The sequence below is a fragment of the Microbacterium sp. NPDC089696 genome (assembly GCF_044749125.1).
GTDB lineage: Bacteria > Actinomycetota > Actinomycetes > Actinomycetales > Microbacteriaceae > Microbacterium.
The window spans coordinates 434,475-453,117 of the sequence record NZ_JBIVHF010000001.1; the positions used below are offsets into that span (position 1 = coordinate 434,475).

General features: G+C 70.3%; 19 protein-coding genes. 14 read left to right on the plus strand and 5 right to left on the minus strand.

The genetic code is table 11. The features are described from left to right. Nucleotides 1-30: 30 nt before the first annotated feature. Together deoD and ACIPY8_RS02150 are read right to left on the minus strand one after the other, a co-directional pair. On the minus strand, nt 31-744 hold the full coding sequence (deoD, locus tag ACIPY8_RS02145) for a purine-nucleoside phosphorylase (protein ID WP_400814448.1): 714 nt from the start codon (nt 742-744) through the stop codon (nt 31-33). 34 nt (nt 745-778) lie between these two features. After that, nucleotides 779-1,447 carry a DNA alkylation repair protein gene (locus ACIPY8_RS02150; RefSeq protein WP_400814450.1) on the minus strand — a complete coding sequence of 223 codons (669 nt, stop codon included), beginning with the start codon at nt 1,445-1,447 and terminating at the stop codon, nt 779-781. Between the two features lie 121 nt (nt 1,448-1,568). On the opposite strand from ACIPY8_RS02150, the gene ACIPY8_RS02155 reads away from it, so the two are divergent. Further along, nucleotides 1,569-1,736 (plus strand): hypothetical protein, encoded by a 168-nt coding sequence (locus ACIPY8_RS02155; protein WP_400814452.1) that lies wholly within the window; start codon nt 1,569-1,571, stop codon nt 1,734-1,736. Nucleotides 1,737-1,741: 5 nt separating this feature from the next. On the opposite strand, the gene ACIPY8_RS02160 is transcribed toward ACIPY8_RS02155, so the two are convergent. Continuing rightward, nucleotides 1,742-2,776 (minus strand): aromatic acid exporter family protein, encoded by a 1,035-nt coding sequence (locus ACIPY8_RS02160; RefSeq protein WP_400814454.1) that lies wholly within the window; start codon nt 2,774-2,776, stop codon nt 1,742-1,744. A gap of 143 nt (nt 2,777-2,919) precedes the next feature. On the opposite strand from ACIPY8_RS02160, the gene ACIPY8_RS02165 reads away from it, so the two are divergent. From ACIPY8_RS02165 to ACIPY8_RS02205, 9 genes are all read left to right on the plus strand, one after another. Then, complete coding sequence (locus tag ACIPY8_RS02165) at nt 2,920-3,375, plus strand: SRPBCC family protein (protein WP_400814456.1); 456 nt, start codon at nt 2,920-2,922, stop codon at nt 3,373-3,375. A gap of 154 nt (nt 3,376-3,529) precedes the next feature. Then, nucleotides 3,530-3,778 carry a hypothetical protein gene (locus tag ACIPY8_RS02170; RefSeq protein ID WP_400814459.1) on the plus strand — a complete coding sequence of 83 codons (249 nt, stop codon included), beginning with the start codon at nt 3,530-3,532 and terminating at the stop codon, nt 3,776-3,778. 89 nt (nt 3,779-3,867) lie between these two features. After that, a complete protein-coding gene (locus tag ACIPY8_RS02175; protein ID WP_400814461.1) occupies nt 3,868-6,738 on the plus strand; it encodes an AAA family ATPase in 2,871 nt (956 codons plus the stop codon). A 75-nt stretch (nt 6,739-6,813) separates the two neighbouring features. Next, on the plus strand, nt 6,814-7,017 hold the full coding sequence (locus tag ACIPY8_RS02180; RefSeq protein WP_050723174.1) for a cold-shock protein: 204 nt from the start codon (nt 6,814-6,816) through the stop codon (nt 7,015-7,017). Between the two features lie 183 nt (nt 7,018-7,200). After that, nucleotides 7,201-8,229 (plus strand): iron-siderophore ABC transporter substrate-binding protein, encoded by a 1,029-nt coding sequence (locus tag ACIPY8_RS02185; RefSeq protein ID WP_400814463.1) that lies wholly within the window; start codon nt 7,201-7,203, stop codon nt 8,227-8,229. Between the two features lie 31 nt (nt 8,230-8,260). After that, the gene (locus tag ACIPY8_RS02190) at nt 8,261-9,304 is read left to right on the plus strand and encodes a FecCD family ABC transporter permease (protein ID WP_400814465.1); all 1,044 of its coding nucleotides are present in this window, start codon (nt 8,261-8,263) and stop codon (nt 9,302-9,304) included. A gap of 5 nt (nt 9,305-9,309) precedes the next feature. Next, entirely contained in the window at nt 9,310-10,371 is a 1,062-nt protein-coding gene (locus ACIPY8_RS02195) for a FecCD family ABC transporter permease (RefSeq protein WP_400817622.1), read from the plus strand. Continuing rightward, nucleotides 10,368-11,168: an ABC transporter ATP-binding protein gene (locus ACIPY8_RS02200; RefSeq protein ID WP_400814467.1), complete on the plus strand. Its 801-nt coding sequence runs from the start codon at nt 10,368-10,370 to the stop codon at nt 11,166-11,168. The genes ACIPY8_RS02195 and ACIPY8_RS02200 overlap by 4 nt, the downstream gene beginning before the upstream one ends. Next, the gene (locus tag ACIPY8_RS02205) at nt 11,158-12,117 is read left to right on the plus strand and encodes a siderophore-interacting protein (RefSeq protein ID WP_400814469.1); all 960 of its coding nucleotides are present in this window, start codon (nt 11,158-11,160) and stop codon (nt 12,115-12,117) included. Before ACIPY8_RS02200 ends, ACIPY8_RS02205 begins: the two co-directional genes overlap by 11 nt. A gap of 14 nt (nt 12,118-12,131) precedes the next feature. Here ACIPY8_RS02205 and ACIPY8_RS02210 read toward each other — a convergent pair whose 3' ends face one another. Then, a complete protein-coding gene (locus ACIPY8_RS02210; protein WP_400814471.1) occupies nt 12,132-13,070 on the minus strand; it encodes an aldo/keto reductase in 939 nt (312 codons plus the stop codon). Nucleotides 13,071-13,185: 115 nt separating this feature from the next. Here ACIPY8_RS02210 and ACIPY8_RS02215 point away from each other — a divergent pair, with 115 nt between their 5' ends. From ACIPY8_RS02215 to ACIPY8_RS02230, 4 genes are all read left to right on the plus strand, one after another. Continuing rightward, nucleotides 13,186-14,205 carry a hydroxyacid dehydrogenase gene (locus ACIPY8_RS02215; protein WP_400814473.1) on the plus strand — a complete coding sequence of 340 codons (1,020 nt, stop codon included), beginning with the start codon at nt 13,186-13,188 and terminating at the stop codon, nt 14,203-14,205. Nucleotides 14,206-14,303: 98 nt separating this feature from the next. Further along, complete coding sequence (locus tag ACIPY8_RS02220) at nt 14,304-15,596, plus strand: ABC transporter substrate-binding protein (protein WP_400814475.1); 1,293 nt, start codon at nt 14,304-14,306, stop codon at nt 15,594-15,596. Nucleotides 15,597-15,661: 65 nt separating this feature from the next. Continuing rightward, a complete protein-coding gene (locus ACIPY8_RS02225) occupies nt 15,662-16,600 on the plus strand; it encodes a carbohydrate ABC transporter permease (protein ID WP_400814478.1) in 939 nt (312 codons plus the stop codon). Next, a complete protein-coding gene (locus ACIPY8_RS02230; protein ID WP_400814481.1) occupies nt 16,597-17,460 on the plus strand; it encodes a carbohydrate ABC transporter permease in 864 nt (287 codons plus the stop codon). The genes ACIPY8_RS02225 and ACIPY8_RS02230 overlap by 4 nt, the downstream gene beginning before the upstream one ends. A gap of 26 nt (nt 17,461-17,486) precedes the next feature. Here the strand turns inward: ACIPY8_RS02230 and ACIPY8_RS02235 are convergent, their stop codons facing one another. Then, a complete protein-coding gene (locus tag ACIPY8_RS02235; protein WP_400814483.1) occupies nt 17,487-18,524 on the minus strand; it encodes a LacI family DNA-binding transcriptional regulator in 1,038 nt (345 codons plus the stop codon). Nucleotides 18,525-18,643 lie beyond the last annotated feature (119 nt).

An 18,643-nucleotide genomic window follows, 5' to 3' on the forward strand; every position in this document is an offset into this window, starting at 1 on the left:
CGCGAGAAGACTCCCGAGGTCAGACCGAGGTCAGACCGAGGTCGCGGCGCGCAGCGCGATGCGGATCATGTCGCCGAACGTCTGCTCGCGCTCCTGCGCCGTGGTCTCCTCGCCCGTGACGATGTGATCCGAGACCGTGCAGATCGCGAGGGCGCGGCGCTCGTAGTACGCCGCGAGCGTGTAGAGGCCCGCGGCCTCCATCTCGACGCCGAGCACCCCGTGCTTCACGAAGGGCTCGGTGAGCTCGGGACGCGTGCTGTAGAACTGGTCGCTCGAGAACAGCAGCCCCACGTGCACCGCCGAGTCGATCGGCTCGGACTCGCTCGCCTCGACCGCGGCGCGCAGCAGGCCGAAGTCGGCGACCGGCGCGTAGTCGAGGCCGTGGAACCGGACGCGGTTGATGCCCGAGTCGGTGCAGGCGCCGTTCGCGATGATGATGTCGCGCACCGCGAGCTTCTCGGTCAGGGCGCCGCAGGATCCGACGCGCACGATCGTCTGGATGTCGTACTCGGAGAACAGCTCGTTCGCGTAGATCGCCATCGACGGCTGACCCATGCCGGAGCCCTGCACCGAGACGCGGTGCCCCTCCCAGGTGCCGGTGTATCCCAGCATCCCGCGGGTCTCGGAGTACAGCTCGGCGTCGTCGAGGAAGGTCTCGGCGATCCACTTGGCCCGCAGCGGGTCGCCGGGGAAGAGGACGATGGGGGCGATCTGACCGGGCTCGGCGGCGATGTGCGTGCTCATGGCCTCAGCGTACGGCGGTGACCGATGAGGATGCTCAGCCCTCGCGCCGCCGCACGATCTCGTCGATCCAGATCGGCGCGAACGGCGAGGTGCATCCGGGTGCCGTCGGGTAGTCGGCGAGCACCTGCAGCCGTTCGCCGATGTCCCTCGCCCGCGTCCGCAGCGCGGGGTGGAAGATGCCGATGGTCGCGAGCGTCTCGTTCATCGACCACTGCAGTCGCGCCGGCGCCGTCTGCAGGTCGCGCTCGATCAGGTCGAGCAGATGCGGCAGATCGAGACCGTCGGGGTCCTTCGCGACCCGCACGCTCGTGAGCGCCCACGCCGCGGCCGCGACCGTCGGGTCGGCGTCGTCGAACCAGCGCAGCCGCATCTCCTCGGCGCGCGGTGTCTTCTTCGCGACGTAGTTCACGAACCAGTCGTTGACCTTGGGGGCCCGGGTCTCGCGCAGCATCGCGTCGAGCTCGTCGGCCGTGAACGCCTTCGGGGTGCAGATCAGCAGCGCGAGCAGTCGCGCCGCGGTGCCGCCCGACGCCCAGAGCTCCTGCGCGAGCGGTTGATCCGTCCGGATGCTCTTCGCGAGCGCGCGCATGCGGCTGAGGTTGATGCCGTGGTCGTCGCCGCGCTTCTCGTTCGCGGCGCGCATCTTCGGATCCTCGAGGGCGGCGAGTTCGGCGAGGGCGGTGTCGACGGTCGTTCCGGGCATGTCACCAGGGTAGGCGGCGTGCTCGAGGAGCGGGAGGCCGGGGGCCGGGAGGTTGTCAAGACCCCTGCGTGCCCGCGCGCACCCCCGTAGCCTCGCCGGGACATCGACGAGAGGACCGATCATGGGACACGACGACATCGACACCGACCGCACCGACATCAGCACGGAGCCCTCGCCGGGCCCGGAGGAGAACGACAACCTCGGCACGGAGGACAACAAGGGCGAGCCGCCCACGGTCGTCCCGTCCGACGGCGACGACGTCGAGGCGGAGGACGCCGGCGACGACTGATCGCGTCACTCCGCGTCGACGAGCTCCTCGCGGATGCGCCGCAGATCCTCCATGAGCGAGCCGATCAGGATCCAGTGGTCCGACGACGGCGGGCGGATCACGAGAGGAGCCGTGAGCGCGGGGATCGCCGAGGTCAGTGCCTCGGGCTCCCGCGCGACGTCGGCGATCTGCACCGCGAGGCGCACGTCGTGCCCCGCCCGGCGCAGCTGATCGGCGATCGCCGCGACCGCGGGCTCCTGTCCGATCGTGTCGTCGTAGTGGTCGAAGTACGCCCGGGTCATGCCGATCGTCTGCGTGACGATCGGCGTCAGACGGTCGAGCAGCGCGCGCATCTCGGCGAGATCCTGTCGGTGCGTCGAGCGACGGGGGTTGAGCGTCAGGGACTCCTCGCCCGCGGAGATGGATGCCGCCGCGGCATCCTTCATCGGACGCAGCAGGCGCACTTCGAGCATCAGCTCCTGCAGCTGTGCGGGTGACTGCGGCTCGGGCAGCGCGTCGGCGAGGCGGTCGAGGCTCGCGGCGAGCTCTCCGCCGAGCAGCCCGAGGTCGCGTCGCGCCGGGGCGACGAGCACCGGCGGGACGATCACGGCGTTCACGACGATGCCGATCACGACGCCGATGATGGTCTCGAAGATCCGCGCGAGGGCGTAGTCGGGCTTGGAGCCGAGCGCGAGCACGAGCATGGCCGAGATCGCGACCTGATTGCCGGTGCCGGGCGTCGCCCGGAACACCCAGGCGACGAGCATCGCCACGACGATCGCGAGCAGCACGATCCAGCTGGGCGAGCCGAGCAGGAGTCCCAGCGCGACCGCGATCACGACGCCGACGATCACGCCGATGCTGCGTTCGAGCGCCTTCGACAGCGACTGGTTGATGCTCGGCTGCACCACGAGCAGGGCGGCGATGGCCGCGAACACCGGTAGCTGTCCGGGCACGACCCAACCGGCGAGGAGCCAGGCCGCGATGGTCGCCGCCGCGGACTTCACGACCTGCAGCAGCGGGGAGCGCTGGGAGGCGCGGATCGCGGCGGGGATGCGCATGCCTCCCACGCTACTCGCGTCGGTCTCGGTGCCCGCACGATGATGCGGTGCCCGCTCCGGACTGTCAACCCCGTCGCGGAACCGCGGGCCCGGGCGCTGAATGGGACGACACGCAGAATCCGACGAGCAGCGAGGAGCATCCCATGGTGCAGATCATCGAGACCGTCGACGTGCACGTTCCCGTCGACATCGTCTACAACCAGTGGACCCAGTTCGAGAGCTTCCCCCAGTTCCTCGATGAGGTGGAGTCGATCGTGCAGCTCGACGACACTCACACGCGGTGGACCGTCAAGGTCGGCGGCGCGGAGCGCACGTTCGACGCCGAGATCACCGAGCAGCACCCCGACGAGCGCGTCGCCTGGAAGAGCGTGGGCGGCGACACCGAGCACGCGGGTGTCGTGACGTTCCACAAGCTCGACGAGCTGGAGACCCGCGTGACGGCGCAGATCGACTGGGAGCCCGAGGGGCTCCTCGAGAAGGTCGGCTCGCTGGTCGGCGCCGGCTCGCACGCCGTGAAGAAGGACCTGCACAACTTCAAGACGTTCATCGAGAAGCGCGGCGAGGAGACCGGCGCGTGGCGCGGTGAAGTGAAGGCCTGACACGTCCCCCGGTGACGAGGCCCGGACGGCGGCTGCGGCCACGTCCGGGCCTCGTCGCGTCTGAGGCGTCAGGATGCGGAAGATAGGGCATCCTCCCGATGTCGTGGGGGTGCCTCAGAGCGGAGTGTAGGGACATCCCAACCGAGGAGATGTCATGTACGAGCACCCGTACCTCGCCTACAAGGTCACCGAGTTCGACCAGGAGCAGCTGCAGCGCGCGGTCGACCGGCGCCGCTTCCTGCAGGAGCACTCCGACCAGATCGTCCCGCGTGGCGCCGGCCCGCTGCGGAGCATGTGGGAGCGGATGCTGCGCGGCTCAGAGGCCCGGCGCTCCGAGGCCCGGCGCTCCGAGGCTGCGCGCACCGGTCGCGCGGCAGCGTGCGAACCCGCCTCCGCGCGGTGACGCCCGCCCGCGTTCCCCCTACGGCACCCGCCGCTCCGCCCCGGGCGGAGACCCGCGCGGATGTCGGAGGGGGGTGGCACGATGAGTGCATGCTCCTCTCCCCGTCGGGCATCGCGATGGTGGGTCGCGAGGCCGAATCGGCTGCTCTCCGCGCGGCGTTCGACCGCGCGGTCGACGGTATGCCGACGGCGCTGCTCGTCGAGGGCGAGGCCGGCATCGGCAAGTCCCGGCTGCTGCGCGAGTTCGGCGCCGAGGTGGTGAATCGCGCCGACGTGCACGTGGGCTGGTGCCTCGACCTCGGCGCATCGCGCACGCCCTTCGGGCCGATCACCGGCATCCTGCGCTCGATCGTCGCGCGGCTCGGTGTCGACCGCGTGCGCGCCGAGCTCGGGGTGGGGGTCGAGGCGCTCGGCGTGCTGCTGCCCGAAGTCAACCCCACCGAGCGGGCGCAGACGAGTCCCGATCGGGTGCGCGACGCGATCGCGGCGCTCATCGAGGTCGCGGCCGTGGCCGCGCCGCAGGTGCTGGTCGTCGAAGACCTGCACTGGGCCGACGACTCCACGCTCGCGATCCTCTCCTTCCTGCTGCGCACGATCGCGCAGGGACGCATCCTCATCCTGCTGTCGTGCCGATCCGACGACGTACGCCGCGGCGACGGCGTGAGCTCGTTCATCGGCGAGGCGACGAGGGCTCGGCTCCTCGAACGCGTGCAGGTCGGCCGTCTCGATCCGGCGTCGGCGCGCCTCCTGGCCGAGGCGATCACGGGCCGCGCGCTCAGCGATGCGGTGGCCGACCGCATCCAGACGCGGGCCGAAGGCGTGCCGTTCTTCGTCGAGGAGATCGCCGGATGCTCGACCGGCCCTCTCCCCGGAACGCTGCGCGATCTGCTCCTGGCCCGCTTCGACCGGCTCGGCGACGATGCGCGCCGTGTCGTGCAGGTGGTCTCGGGGGCGGAGAGGCCGCTCGCTCATCCGCTCGTCGCCGCACTCGTCGGCATGCCCGAGCCGCGGCTGCTCGACGAGGCGATCCGTGAGGCGACGTCGAGCGGCATCCTCGTCGTGGTCGACGACGCCTACCGCTTCCGACACGCGCTCCTGCGCGAGGCCGTGCACGACGACCTGCTGCCCGGCGAGCGGGCGAGGCTGCACCGCACATACGCCGAGCAACTGGAGGCCGCAGCCGAGGCGGATGCGGCCGCGCTCGCGTACCACTGGCAGCTGGCGCAAGACGCCCCGCGGGCGCTCGCTGCCGCGGTGACGGCGATGGCCGATGCGAAGGCGCGGTTCGCGTTCGCGAGCGCCGGCCGGTTCGGCGAACTCGCCCTCGACCTCTGGACGCAGGTGCCCGACGCCGAGAGCACCGTCGCCGTGCCACGGCTCGAGTTCCTGCGATCGCTCGGCTCGGTGCTGCGCAACGGCGGCGACGGGGAGCGCGCGCTCGCGGTCGTGAACCTCGCGCTCGACGAGGTCGATTCCGAGACCGTCGACCCGCGCATGCACGCGCGACTGCTGCGCGACAAGGCCTATTACACGATGAACGTCGGGCGCACGGGCGCGATACCTCTCCTGCAGAGGGCCCTCGTGGCGCTCGACGATCGCGTCGACGACGACCGGCTCCGCTCGTCGATCCTCAACCAGCTCGCGAGCCGGTACATGGTCGCCGCGCGTCTCGACGAGGCGGTGGCCCTGGCGACAGAGGCGGGGGAGCGCGCCCTCGCCGCGGGCTCGACGGAAGAGGCGTCGATCTCCGCGAACGTCCGGGGAGGGTCGCTGGCGCACCTCGGCCGGATCGCGGAGGCGCACGAGGAGTACGCCCTGGCGATGTCGCGGGCCGACACCACGAACGCCGAGCTGCGGTACCGCGTGAACTACTCCGACCTGCTCGGGCTTCTCGGCCGCTATCGAGACGCGGTGCGCATCGCGGAGGAGGGCCTGGAGCGGGCGCGCGACTACGGCGTCGAGCGCACGACCGGCGCGATCATGACGCAGAACATGGCGGTACCGCTGCTCGAGGTCGGCGAGATCGAGCGGGTCGAGGGGATGCTCGCGCGTGAGCTCTCGCAGACGACCCTGCGCATCTTCCAGACCTACGCGACCATGACCCGTGTGCGCGTTCTGTCGTGGCGGGGCCGGCACGAGGAGGCGGCCGAGATCGTGCGGGAATGGCATCCGATGTTCGAGGAGGCCGGTCGCGACGAACGCCAGATCTGGTACGACGAGGTCATGATGCGCGTGGCTGTCGCCGAGAGCCGGGGCGACGACGACACGGCGCTCGACGAGATCCTGCAGATGCTGCGCGACGATGGCCCCGCGCTGCTGCACGAGCGGCGACTGCTGCTGGAGGCGGGATGGCTCATCGCCTCGCTGCGGGCGACCGGCGTCGAGGTCGGAGATGCGGCGGGCGAGGTGCGCGCCACCTGGCTCGCCCAGCCCGAGCAGCTGCGCGGCGACGCGTGGGAGACGATCCTCGAGGCGTTCCTGTCGCCGTCCGCCGACGCGCTCCGGGCGGCGGTCGATCTCGCCGACGGCGATGACGTGCCCGTCACATTCCGCGCCATGACGCGACTCGAGTTCGCCCGTGCGCTCGTCGCCGCCGGGGAGCGCACCGACGCAGCGCGCGTGCTCGCCGAGGCCGCGCGGATCGCCGACGACCTCGGTCACGACAGGCTCATCCGCGACGTCGGCGCCTATGCCGCGGCTGCCGGGTTGCGGGCTCCGGTCGCCGCGGGAGGCTCCGAGACGGAAGGGCTCACCGCGCGCGAACGTCAGGTGCTCGACCTCCTCGCCGAGGGGCTGAGCAATCGCCAGATCGGTGAGCGGCTCTTCATCAGCGTCAAGACCGTGAGCGTGCACGTGTCCGCGGTGCTGCGGAAGCTCGGGGTGAGCAGTCGCACCGAAGCCGCCGTGAGGCATCGAGAGGGTGAACTCTCGGCGGCCCGGCAACCCGCCGTGATACGTTGACCCTGTGTGCGCGTCGGATCTTCCGTCGCGGCGCGGGTCGCGCGAGCGGCCGTATCAACAGAAAGTAGAAAACACATGGCCACTGGCACTGTGAAATGGTTCAACGCGGAGAAGGGCTTCGGCTTCATCGCTCCTGATGACGGTTCTGAGGACCTCTTCGCTCACTACTCGGCGATCGCCGGCTCCGGTTTCAAGGAGCTCCGCGAGAACCAGAAGGTCGAATTCGACGCTGAGCGTGGCCCCAAGGGCATGCAGGCGGCGAACATCCGCGCTCTCTGAGCGCGCGCTGACTTCCTGAACCGGCCGGGTCCCTCGTGGACCCGGCCGGTTTCTTGCGTCCCGGCATCCTGCGTCATCGATATGAGGCATACCTAACTTTCTGTTAGATTAGGCCAGGCTTACCAAAGCCTCCGGCGCCCCGATCTGCGCCGCCACCTCACCTCGACCTGGAAGGGCTCGCCCATGCGCACCTCCCGTCTTCTGGCCGCCGGCGTCGCCGCGGCGCTCGCCCTCGGCCTCACCGCCTGCGCTACCGCCTCGACCGGCAGCTCCTCCGATGCGGGCGGCAACCCCGCCGACGACGCCGCGTTCCCCGTCACGATCGAGCACGTGTACGGCGAGACCACGATCGAGTCGAAGCCCGAGCGCGTCGCGACGATCGCGTGGGCCAACCACGAGGTGCCGCTGGCCCTCGGCATCGTGCCCGTCGGCATGAGCAAGGCGACCTGGGGCGACGACGACGACAACGGCATCCTGCCCTGGGTCGAGGAGAAGCTCGACGAGCTCGGCGGTGACGAGCCCGTTCTGTTCGACGAGTCCGACGGCATCGACTACGAGGCCGTCGCCGACACGCAGCCCGACGTCATCCTCGCCTCCTACTCCGGTCTGACGCAGGAGGAGTACGACACCCTCTCCAAGATCGCGCCCGTCGTCGCTTACCCCGACGTGGCCTGGGGCACCCCGGTCGACGAGATGATCGAGATGAACTCCAAGGCCCTCGGCCTCGAGAAGGAGGGCGACGCCCTCGTCGAGCAGCTGCAGTCCGACGCCGAGGCCGCCCTCGAGGAGCACAGCGTCCTGAAGGACAAGAAGGTGCTGTTCGCGTACGTCGACCCGAGCGATCTCAGCCAGGTCGGCTACTACACCGCCGCCGACACCCGTCCGGGATACCTGCACGACAACCTCGGCCTGCCCTTCCCGTCGATCGTCGAGGAGAACAAGGACAGCACGGAGTTCTACCTCACGGTGAGCTCCGAGGAGGCCGACAAGTTCTCCGACGTCGATGTGTTCGTGACCTATGGCGACGACTCGCTCATCGCCACCCTGCAGGCCGACCCGTTGCTGTCGAAGATCCCGGCGATCGCCGAGGGCCGCATCGCGATCCTCCCCGACGCGACCCCGATCGCGGCCTCCGCGAACCCGTCGCCGCTGTCGATCCCGTGGGGCCTCAGCGACTACCTCGCGATCCTGGCGGCACCGCTCGAGAAGTGACGCTCGGCGTCGCCTCTCCCGCACCGATACCGTGACCGCCGTCACCGTCCCCACGCCGGGCACCGCAGACCTGCGGCGCCCGGCGTGGGCGCGTACCCTCTGGCTGTTCGTCGGCCTGGGCGTGCTCCTGGTGCTGTGCGTCCTCTCGGTGAGCTTCGGCGTCCGCGAGGTGAGCCTCGATGACATCGTCGCCGCGCTCTCGGGGCACGACGACACCCTCGCGCAGGCCGCGATCGTCAAGCGCCTCCCGCGCACGGTGCTCGCGATCCTCGTGGGAGCGGCGCTCGCGCTGTCCGGGGCCACGATGCAGGCGGTCACTCTCAATCCGGTCGCCGACCCCGGCATCCTGGGCGTCTCCAACGGCGCCTCGCTCGCGGTCGTGCTCGGTCTCGCGTTCCTCGGCCTCACCGACCCGTACGGGCAGATGGCCCTCGCGGTGATCGGCGCCGCGGTCGCGGCGACCTTCGTCTACACGGTCGGGTCGCTCGGGCGCGGTGGCGCCACGCCGCTCAAGCTCGCCCTCGCGGGAGCGGCGACCTCCGCGGCCTTCGCGTCCCTCATCAGCGCGGTCATGCTGCCGCGGGTCGACCTTCTGCAGGCGTTCCAGTCGTGGCAGATCGGCGGTGTCGGCGGCGCCGAGTGGCCGCGTATCGCGATCACCGCTCCCGTGCTCGCGCTCGGCGCGCTCATCTGCCTCGTGAGCGCGCGCGGCATGAACTCCCTCGCGCTCGGCGACGACATGGCCAAGGGCCTGGGCGAGCACGTGTTCCGCACCCGTCTCGTGTCGGCGCTGGGCGCCGTGATCCTCGCCGGCGCCGCGACCGCGATCGCCGGTCCGATCGGGTTCGTCGGGCTCGTCATCCCGCACGTGTGCCGGATGCTGATCGGCACCGATCACCGGTGGCTGCTGCCGTTCTCGGCGATGGCCGGTGCCGGGCTGCTGCTCGCGAGCGACGTCATCGGCCGCGTCGTCTCGCCCACGTCGGAGGAGATCCAGGTCGGCATCATCACCGCGATCATCGGTGCCCCCTTCTTCATCTGGATCGTCCGCCGGCAGAAGGTGCGGGAGCTGTGAGCACGATGGACCGCACCGCCCCCGCACCGGCCTCGCAGACGGTCGACGTCGCCGCGATCATCGCGGGCCGTCGCGCACGTCACCGTCGCCATGCCCTCGCGACGATCGTGCTCGGCGCGCTGCTGCTCGTGCTGTTCACGGTCGCGCTCATGATCGGCAACACGTTCTACTCCCTCGACCAGGTGGTCCGCGTGATCCTGGGCGACACCGTGCCGGGTGCCTCCTTCACGGTCGGCGAGCTGCGGCTGCCGCGCGCCGTGCTCGCCGTGCTGTCTGGCCTCTCGTTCGGCATCGCCGGGGTGTGCTTCCAGACGCTGCTGCGCAACCCGCTCGCCTCGCCCGACATCATCGGCATCTCGAACGGTGCGGGCGCGGCGGCCGTGATCGGCATCGTCGTCCTGTCGCTGAACGGCCCGCTCGTGTCGATCCTCGCGCTCGGCGGTGCACTCCTCACGGCCGGGGTCATCTACCTGCTGTCGATCAAGGGCGGCTTCGCGGGCACGCGGCTGATCCTCATCGGCATCGGCATCGCGGCCATGCTGCAGAGCGTGATCTCGTACCTGCTCTCGCGCGCGGCGGCGTGGGACATCCAGACGGCCATGCAGTGGCTCACCGGAAGCCTCAACAACGCCTCGTGGGAGCGCGTCGCGCCGTTGCTGATCGCGGCCGTCGTGATCGTGCCGCTGATGCTGTCGCAGGGCCGCGCGCTCGGCGCCCTGCAGCTGGGCGACGACTCGGCGTCGGGGCTCGGCGTGCGCGTCAACACGACGCGTCTGCTGTTCATCCTCGGGGCCGTGGCGCTGCTGGCCTTCGCTACCGCGGCGACCGGACCGATCGCGTTCGTCGCGTTCATGGCCGGACCGATCGCCGCGCGCATCACCGGCCCCGGCGCGAATCTCCTCGTGCCCAGCGCGTTCGTCGGCGCGGTGCTCGTGCTCGGCAGCGACCTCATCGGGCAGTTCGCCTTCGGCGAGCGCTACCCGGTCGGTGTCATCACGGGCGTGCTCGGCGCCCCGTACCTGATCTATCTCCTCGTCCGCACCAACCGCTCGGGAGGCTCCCTGTGACCGAAGCGCACACCCTGAGGGCGGATGCTGTCACCCTCGCCTACGGCGATCGCACGATCATCGACGGCCTCGACCTCGAGATCGCGCCGGGGAAGATCACCACGATCGTCGGCGCCAACGGATGCGGCAAGTCGACGCTGCTCCGCTCCCTCGCGCGACTGCTGTCGCCCACCGCCGGACAGGTCGTGCTCGACGGGACCTCGGTGCACTCGCGTCCGACCAAGGAGGTCGCGCGCATCCTCGGCCTGCTGCCGCAGTCGCCCGTCGCGCCCGAGGGCATCGCGGTGGCCGATCTCGTCGGCCGCGGCCGGCATCCGCATCAGAAGATGCTGTCGCGCTGGAGCACGCACGACTACGAGGTCGTGGCGGATGCCCTCGCCGCGACCGGCACCACCGAGCTCGCCGACCGCAGCGTCGACGAGCTGTCGGGTGGACAGCGCCAGCGCGTGTGGATCGCGATGGCGCTCGCCCAGGAGACCGACATCCTGCTGCTCGACGAGCCGACGACCTTCCTCGACGTCGCCCACCAGGTCGAGGTGCTCGACCTGCTGACCGACCTCAGCGTCTCGCGCGGCACGACGATCGTCATGGTGCTGCACGACCTCAACCTCGCCGCCCGCTACTCCGACGAGCTCGTGGCGATGAAGGACGGCCGGGTGCACGTGACGGGCACACCGCAGGAGGTCGTGACCGCCGAGCACGTCGAAGAGGTCTTCGGCCTCGCCAACCAGATCACCGTCGACCCGGTCTCCGGGAAGCCGATGGTCACACCGATCGGGAGACACCATGTCCGCTGAGACGACGACCACCGACCGCCCCACCTACGTGCTCGCGCGTGCCGAGGTGCGCGGCGTGGAACGCGTGTCGCCGAACTTCGTCCGCGTGACGTTCGGCGGACACGAGCTGTTCGAGTTCGCCACGCCCGGCGACGTGTTCGACGCGCGCATCAAGCTGATCTTCCCGCCGGCCTCGGGCGTCCTCCCCGACCTCGATCGGGATTCGGGAGACTGGTGGGGGTCGTTCCTCGCCGTCCCGGAGGAGGAGCGCGGCTCGATGCGCACGTACTCGGTGCGCGACCTCCGCGTGACGGATGAGGGCACCGAGCTCGACGTCGACTTCGTGCTGCATCTCGCGCCCGGGCTCACGGGCCCGGCGTCGCGGTGGGCCGACCAGGCCGCGGTCGGTCAGGAGCTCTTCCTCGTGGGACCGCGCCGTGGTGTCGCCGCCGCGGACCACGGCGGTGCCGAGTACGAGCCCGGCGCCGCGGCATCCGTCGTCCTCGCCGGCGATGAGACCGCTGCGCCCGCGATCGCGCGCGTGCTCGAGGACGCCCCGCGCGATCTCCGCGGCGTCGCGTTCATCGAGGTGCCGACGGCCGACGACGTGCTCGCGATCGACGCGCCTGCGGGGGTGGACGTGCGCTGGCTGCCGCGGTCCGACGAGCAGTCGCACGGCGTCCTGCTGATCCCCGCCGTGCTCGCACATCTGGGCGACGCGGATGCCGGTGACGAGGTCGACGTGAAGGACATCGACACCGAGGACCTCCTGTGGGAGACCCCCGACTACTCCGGGCTCGGCGAGGACATCGTCGCGACCGATGCCCCGGCCGACCGCTACTTCTGGATCGCGGGGGAGAGCGGGGTCGTGACGACGCTGCGCCGCCACCTCGTGAAGGATCTCGGCATCGACCGCGGGCAGGTGGCGTTCATGGGCTACTGGCGGCGCGGAGTCGCGATGCGCGGCTGACCACCGGAGCTCGCTCAGAGCCAGTCGTCGACGGGATCCTGCCACCCGCGTGGATCCGACTCGAGCGTGCGCAGCGCGTCGAGCAGTGCGGCGTCCACGGGCACGGCGAGCAGCTCGTGGGTGGCGTCGAGGTCGGCCGCGGTGCGCATCCCGATGATCGTGCGGTCGATCCGCGGATCCTGGGTCGAGAACGCGAGCGCGGCCGCGATCAGAGGCACCCCGGCCGCGGAGCACAAGGCGGCGGCGCGTTCGGCGGTGCGCCGGATGCTCGGGGCGGCCACCCCGTACGCGTAGCGGTCGGTGGGGGGAGGCCAGGCGGTCAGGAACCCGCCCCCGTAGGGCGAGGCGTTGGTCACGTGCACTCCGCCGGCGTGGGCATGGTCGAGCAGCCGGTCGGCACTGCGGTCCGCGATCGTGTACCTGTTGTGCGTGATCAGTGCCGTGAAGTGCCCGGTGTCGAGGTAGCGGCGCATGAGCGCCGATGGTCCGCCCGCGACGCCGAGCGCGCCGATGATCCCGGCGTCCTTCGCCTCCACGAGCGCGGCGACGGGGCCGTCGGCGGCGAAGGCCTCGTCCCAGCTGATGTTCTCGGGGTCGTGGAGGTAGACGACCGGGAGGGTGTCCAGACCGAGTCGGGAGCGGCTCTCGTCGAGGGACCGCCGGATCCGCGCTCCTGAGAAGTCTCCCGTCCGCATGTCGCGATCGGCTTTGGTCTGGATCACGAAGCCCTCCGGGACGCCGCCGTGCTCGCGGATCGCGGCGCCGATGCGCTCCTCGCTCGCGCCGAACCCGTAGTTGTTCGCGGTGTCGAGCACGCGGACCTCGGGGTCGGCGAACAGACGCAGGACGAGGTCGATCGAGTCGCTGCGTGAGACGTCGTCTCCGACGGAGGCGGGGTTCCAGTGCACCCAGCTGCCGGAGCCGGCGGCGATGCGGGCGGGAGGACGGCTCATGCGGATCTCCTCTCGGCGTGGTGTGGCGGGCTCTGATCGCTGGTACATTCTCGGAATGCGGTTTCCCATCGGATCGAGGATAGCCGTGCGACGACCCGTCCGACAAGGAGCATCCATGAGCAGCACGCCGCCCACGACCGCCGGCTCGCGACCGCGGGGAATGCTCGTCATGCGCGACGGCCTCGCCGCCGACCTCTTCGACGCCGAACATCGGCGGGCGCTCGACGATCTGCTCGACCTCGTCTCGCCGACCTCCACCGCAGTGCTCGACCATCCGCGACTCGACGAGGTGGAGGTTCTCATCACCGGCTGGGGGTGTCCGCGCATCGGTGCCGGGGAGCTCGACCGGATGCCCTCCCTCCGCGTCATCCATCACGCGGCGGGAACGGTGAAGGAGCATCTCGACCCCGAGGTGTGGCGGCGAGGGATCGTCGTGACGAGCGCGGCGGCCGCGAACGCGATCCCCGTCGCCGAGTACACGCTGGCGATGATCCTGCTCGCCGGGAAGGCCGCTCCGTCGCTCGCCGCCGCCTATCGGGACGACCCGGCCGCCGACTTCGGCCCCGCGCTCGCCGTGGTCGGCAATCATCGCCGTCGTATCGGCATCCTCGGTGCGTCCAAGGTGGGGCGCCGTGTACTCGAGCTGCTGCGGGGGTTCGACCTCGATCTCGCCGTCAGTGATCCCCACCTGGGCGTGGACGACCCGGTGCGGGGGAGCGCGCAGGTGATGGAGCTCGACGAGCTCTTCGCGTGGAGTGACGTGGTCAGCATCCACGCGCCTCTCCTGCCCGAGACGATCGGGCTGGTCGGGCGTCGACAGCTCGCCCTGCTGCGCGACGGGGCCACCCTCGTCAACACGGCGCGCGGTGCGATCGTCGACCACGACGCGCTGCTCGACGAGGCGCGGTCGGGGCGACTCCACGCGATCCTCGACGTGACCGATCCCGAGCCTCTCCCGGTCGGCCATCCACTGCTCTCGCTGCCGACCGTCGTGCTCACGCCGCACATCGCCGGAGCGCTGGGCAACGAGCTGCACCGTCTCGGCGCCGCCGTCGTCGCCGAGGTGCGTCGTCGTGCCGCGGGCGAGGCCCCGCTGCAGGCGGTGCCTCTCGAAGCGCTCGCCGCGATGGCTTGACACGACGCCCCCGCGGTGCCTACTCTCAGGAAAGCGCATTCCCGATGCGTCCCCGACTTCACCCGAGAACAGCAATCACTCATCAAAGGAGATGCACCATGAGAAGGACCCTGATGGCCGCCGGAGCGGTCCTCACCTCCGCTGCACTGCTCGCCGGATGCAGCGCCGGCGGCGCGCCCGAAGGCGGCGACGGCCCCGTCACCCTGCAGATGTGGTCCTGGGACCCGTCGATGCCCGAGATCGCGAAGGTCTGGAACGAATCGCACCCCGACATCCAGGTCGAGGTCACCGACCCCGCAGGCGGCAACGAGCTCGTGAGCCGCATCCTCACGGCTCACAAATCCGGCGACGCGGCCGACATCGTCAAGGTCGAGTATCAGGCGCTCCCCGCCCTCGTCTCGAACGGCGTCGCCGCGGACATCACCGACTACACGAAGGACTCGGTCGACGCCTTCACCCCCGCGGCCTTCGACCAGGTGTCTTTCGACGGCAAGGTCTACGGCCTCCCGCAGGACTTCGCGCCGCTCGTCTTCTTCTACCGCAACGACATCTTCGAGCAGTACGGCCTCGAGGTGCCCACCACCTGGGACGAGTACGCCGAGGTGGCGCGCGCGCTGCACACGGCCGACCCGACGAAGTACCTCGGCACCTTCAGCTCGGCCGACCCCGGCTGGTTCACGGGCCTCACGCAGCAGGCCGGCGCGAACTGGTGGTCGGCCAGCGGCGACACGTGGAAGGTCGCGATCGACGACTCCGATTCGGTCAAGGTCGCCGACTACTGGCAGGGACTCATCTCCGAAGGCGTCATCAAGGGCGAGCCGTTCTGGTCGCCGCAGTGGAACAAGGAGATGGACGACGGCACCTACGCCGGCTGGATCTCCGGCGCGTGGGCTCCGGCGCAGTTCGGCGGCATCGCCCCCAACACCGAGGGGAAGTGGACCATGACGGCGCTGCCGGCGTGGACCGCGGGCGACGACACGACCGGGATCTGGGGCGGATCGGCGACAGCCGTGACCACCGACTCGAAGCACCCGGCGGAGGCCGCGGAGTTCGTCAAGTGGTTCAACACGAGCGACGAGGCCCTCGCCCTGCAGGTCGAGAAGATCAACATCTTCCCCGCCGCGATCGACGGTCAGAAGCTCGACGCCCTGAAGACGCCTCCGGCCTACATGCCCAACCAGCCCGACTACTACCAGACCGTCGCGAAGATCTCCGAGGGAGCCCGGACGTTCGACCTGTGGGGTCCGAACGCCACGGTGACCTTCGGCGCCTACAACGACGGCTTCGCCGCCGCGATCGAAGGCGGGACGCCGTTCGCCGACGTCCTGGCCTCCATGCAGAAGACCACCGTCTCCGACATGGAGAAGCTCGGCTTCACGGTCGAGCAGTAGCACCAAGCCCGACGGGCGGGGCGTGCCCCTCGCGCCCCGCCCGTCGCTCTGATCGAAGGACTCTCGTGCACACGACCACTGCGCCGCCGCGGACGACCCGGCAGACGTCGCGCGCGGCCGCACCGCGCCGCCGCCCTCGCACCAACGCGGGCTTCGCTCTCGCGCTGCTCGGACCCGCGCTGACCCTGCTCGCGCTGTTCACACTGGCTCCCGCCGTGTACGCGCTGGTCCTCAGCCTGCTGCAGCGCCGCGTCGAGGGCGGTCTGCTCGGGGGTCGATCGACCGTCGTGTTCGTCGGCATCGACAACTATGTCGCGGCGGTGCTCGACAGCGAGCTGTGGGCCGGAGTCGCCCGCATGCTGCTCGTCGCCGCGATCGGCGTGCCCGCGACGATCCTTCTCGCTGCCCTCTTCGCGCTCTGCCTCGACGCCGATCGCACTCGACTGGTCGGCGTGTGGCGCATCCTCATCTTCCTGCCCTACGCGGTGCCCGGGGTGATCGCGTCGCTGCTCTGGGGGTTCCTGTACCTCCCGGCCACGAGCCCCATCGGCGGCGACGTGATCGACTTCTTCGGCGGCACCGAGGTGTTCTTCTCGGTCGCCAACATCGCCGTGTGGGGCGTCGTCGGCTTCAACATGGTCGTGATGTACACCGCGCTGCGCGGCCTGCCGCGCGAGATGTACGAGGCGGCCAAGATCGACGGGGCCGGGGAACTGCAGATCGCGCTGCGCATCAAGCTTCCGATGATCCGTCCGGCGATCGTCATGTGCTCGCTGTTCTCGGTGCTCGGCGCCCTCCAGCTGTTCAACGAGCCGACCACGCTGCGCCCGCTCGCGAACGCGATCTCCTCGACGTGGGTGCCGCTGATGAAGGTGTACACCGATGCCTTCGTGAACGACGACATCCACCGCGCCGCCGCGACCTCGCTGCTGCTCGTCGTGCTGACCGTGGCGGCATCCGTGCTCGTGAACCGCGTCGGCACCCTGATCGGGAGGAAGCGATGACCGCGCTCGCCCCCGCGCGGTCGATGAGCCGCGCCAACGTCTTCTCGACCGTCATCCTCGTCATCGGCGCGCTGTACTGCGTGCTGCCCGTGCTGTGGATCGTGATCGCGGCCACCAAGAGCAGCTCCGAGCTGTTCTCGACGCCCACGGCGATCCCCTCGTTCACGGGCGGGCTGTTCGAGAACGTCGCCGAGCTGCTCGCATACCGCGACAGCATCTTCGGGCGCTGGATGCTGAACTCGGCGCTCTACGCCGGCGGCGGGGGACTCGCGTCCACGCTCATCGCCGCCGCGGCCGGGTACGCCCTCGCGAAGTACAGCTTCCGCGGGAGCGCTTGGATCTTCCGGATCATCGTCGCCGCCGTGCTGCTGCCGCAGATCATGCTCGCGATCCCGCAGTATCTCCTCCTGGCGCCGCTCGGGCTGACCAACAACTACCTCTCCGTGATCCTGCCGTTGCTGGTGAGTCCGTACGCGATCTACCTGTGCAAGATCTACGCCGAGGCCTCCGTGCCGAACGAGATCATGGAGGCCGCGCGCATCGACGGCGCCTCCGAGTGGCGCATCTTCCTGTCGACGGGGCTCCGGCTCATGTCGCCGGCGCTCGTGACGGTGTTCCTGCTGCAGTTCATCGCGATCTGGAACAACTTCCTGCTGCCGTTCATCATGCTCACCGACGACTCGAAGTTCCCGCTCACGCTCGGGCTGTACGCGATGCTGCGCGCAGGCGCCTCGCAGGCCGCGCTGTACTCTCTGGTCATCACGGGCGCGGCGATCGCGATCATCCCCGTCGTGGTGCTGTTCCTGTCGTTGCAGCGGTTCTGGCGGCTCGACCTCATGTCGGGCGGGGTCAAGGCGTGACCAGCCGTCGTGCCGGGCGGCCCTGCTCAGCGCTGCGGAGTGCTCTCGCGCACCACGGGGTGCGTCGGGATCACGCGGCGCGTGAGACCGTCGGGCGCCGCGGTGGCGCGATGGATCGCCTCTCGGGCGACCTCGTCGAGCGGTACGTGCACGCTCGTGAGCGAGGGGACGACATCGCGCAGCGTCGCGATGTCGTCGAAGCCGGCGATGCCGATGCGGCCGGGACTCGCGATGCCCCGTTCGCGCAGACCGCTCAGTGCGCCGAGCGCGAGGTCGTCGGTGATCGCGAAGACGAGGTCGGTCGCCGCGAGCACCTGCTCGTCGAGTCCTCGCATGGTGTCCTTGGCGCTGCTCCAGAGGAAATCGGGTCGCAGCACGCGCGAGGGCGGGATCGCGATACCGGCTTCGGCGAATCCGGCGGTGAACCCCTCGATCCGGTCCTGCATGGATCGGAGCGGCAGTCGGCTGCCCAGCAGGAGCGGCGACCGGTAACCGCGGGCGACCATCTCGACCGCCAGCCTCCTGGCGCCGTCGAAGTCGTCGAAGTACACGGTCTCGAAGGGCATATCGGTGCGACTGATGAGCACGACGCGGCCGCCGGTCTGCTGGTAGCGATGCAGCTCGGCCTCGACGGCGGGATCGGAGCGCGAGTCGGTGTATCCGGTTCCTGCGAGGATGATCGCTCGGGGCTGCTCGCCGCGGAGCTCGCGCACCAGCTCGAGCTCGCGCTCCGGACGGCGGGAGCTGACGGCGAGCGAGACGCGCAGATCGATCTCCTCGGCGGCGGACATGATCGCCGCGGTCATCGCGGAGAAGTAGGCATCGGCGATCCCGCCGGTGATCAGCGCGATCCGGCGCGACGCGCCGCGCGCCACGGCCTGTGCGGCGACATTGGGCGCGTAACCGAGCTGGCGGGCGGCGTCGAGCACGCGCTGCCGGTACGTGTCGTCGACGCGGCGCTCGGATCCGTTGACGACGCGCGATGCCGTCGACTGCGAGACGCCCGCCAGGCGCGCGACGTCCGAGAGGGTCGGGGGTCGTCCGGTGCGCGAATCGATGCTCATCGCGTAAGACACTATCGCGGGATGGCGTGGAATGCGCTTGCCCTCGCCGGAGTTACTGGAATATTGAGAAACGACTCTGTTGGGATAGCGTATTCCAACCCGAGAGGATCTGAGGTCCG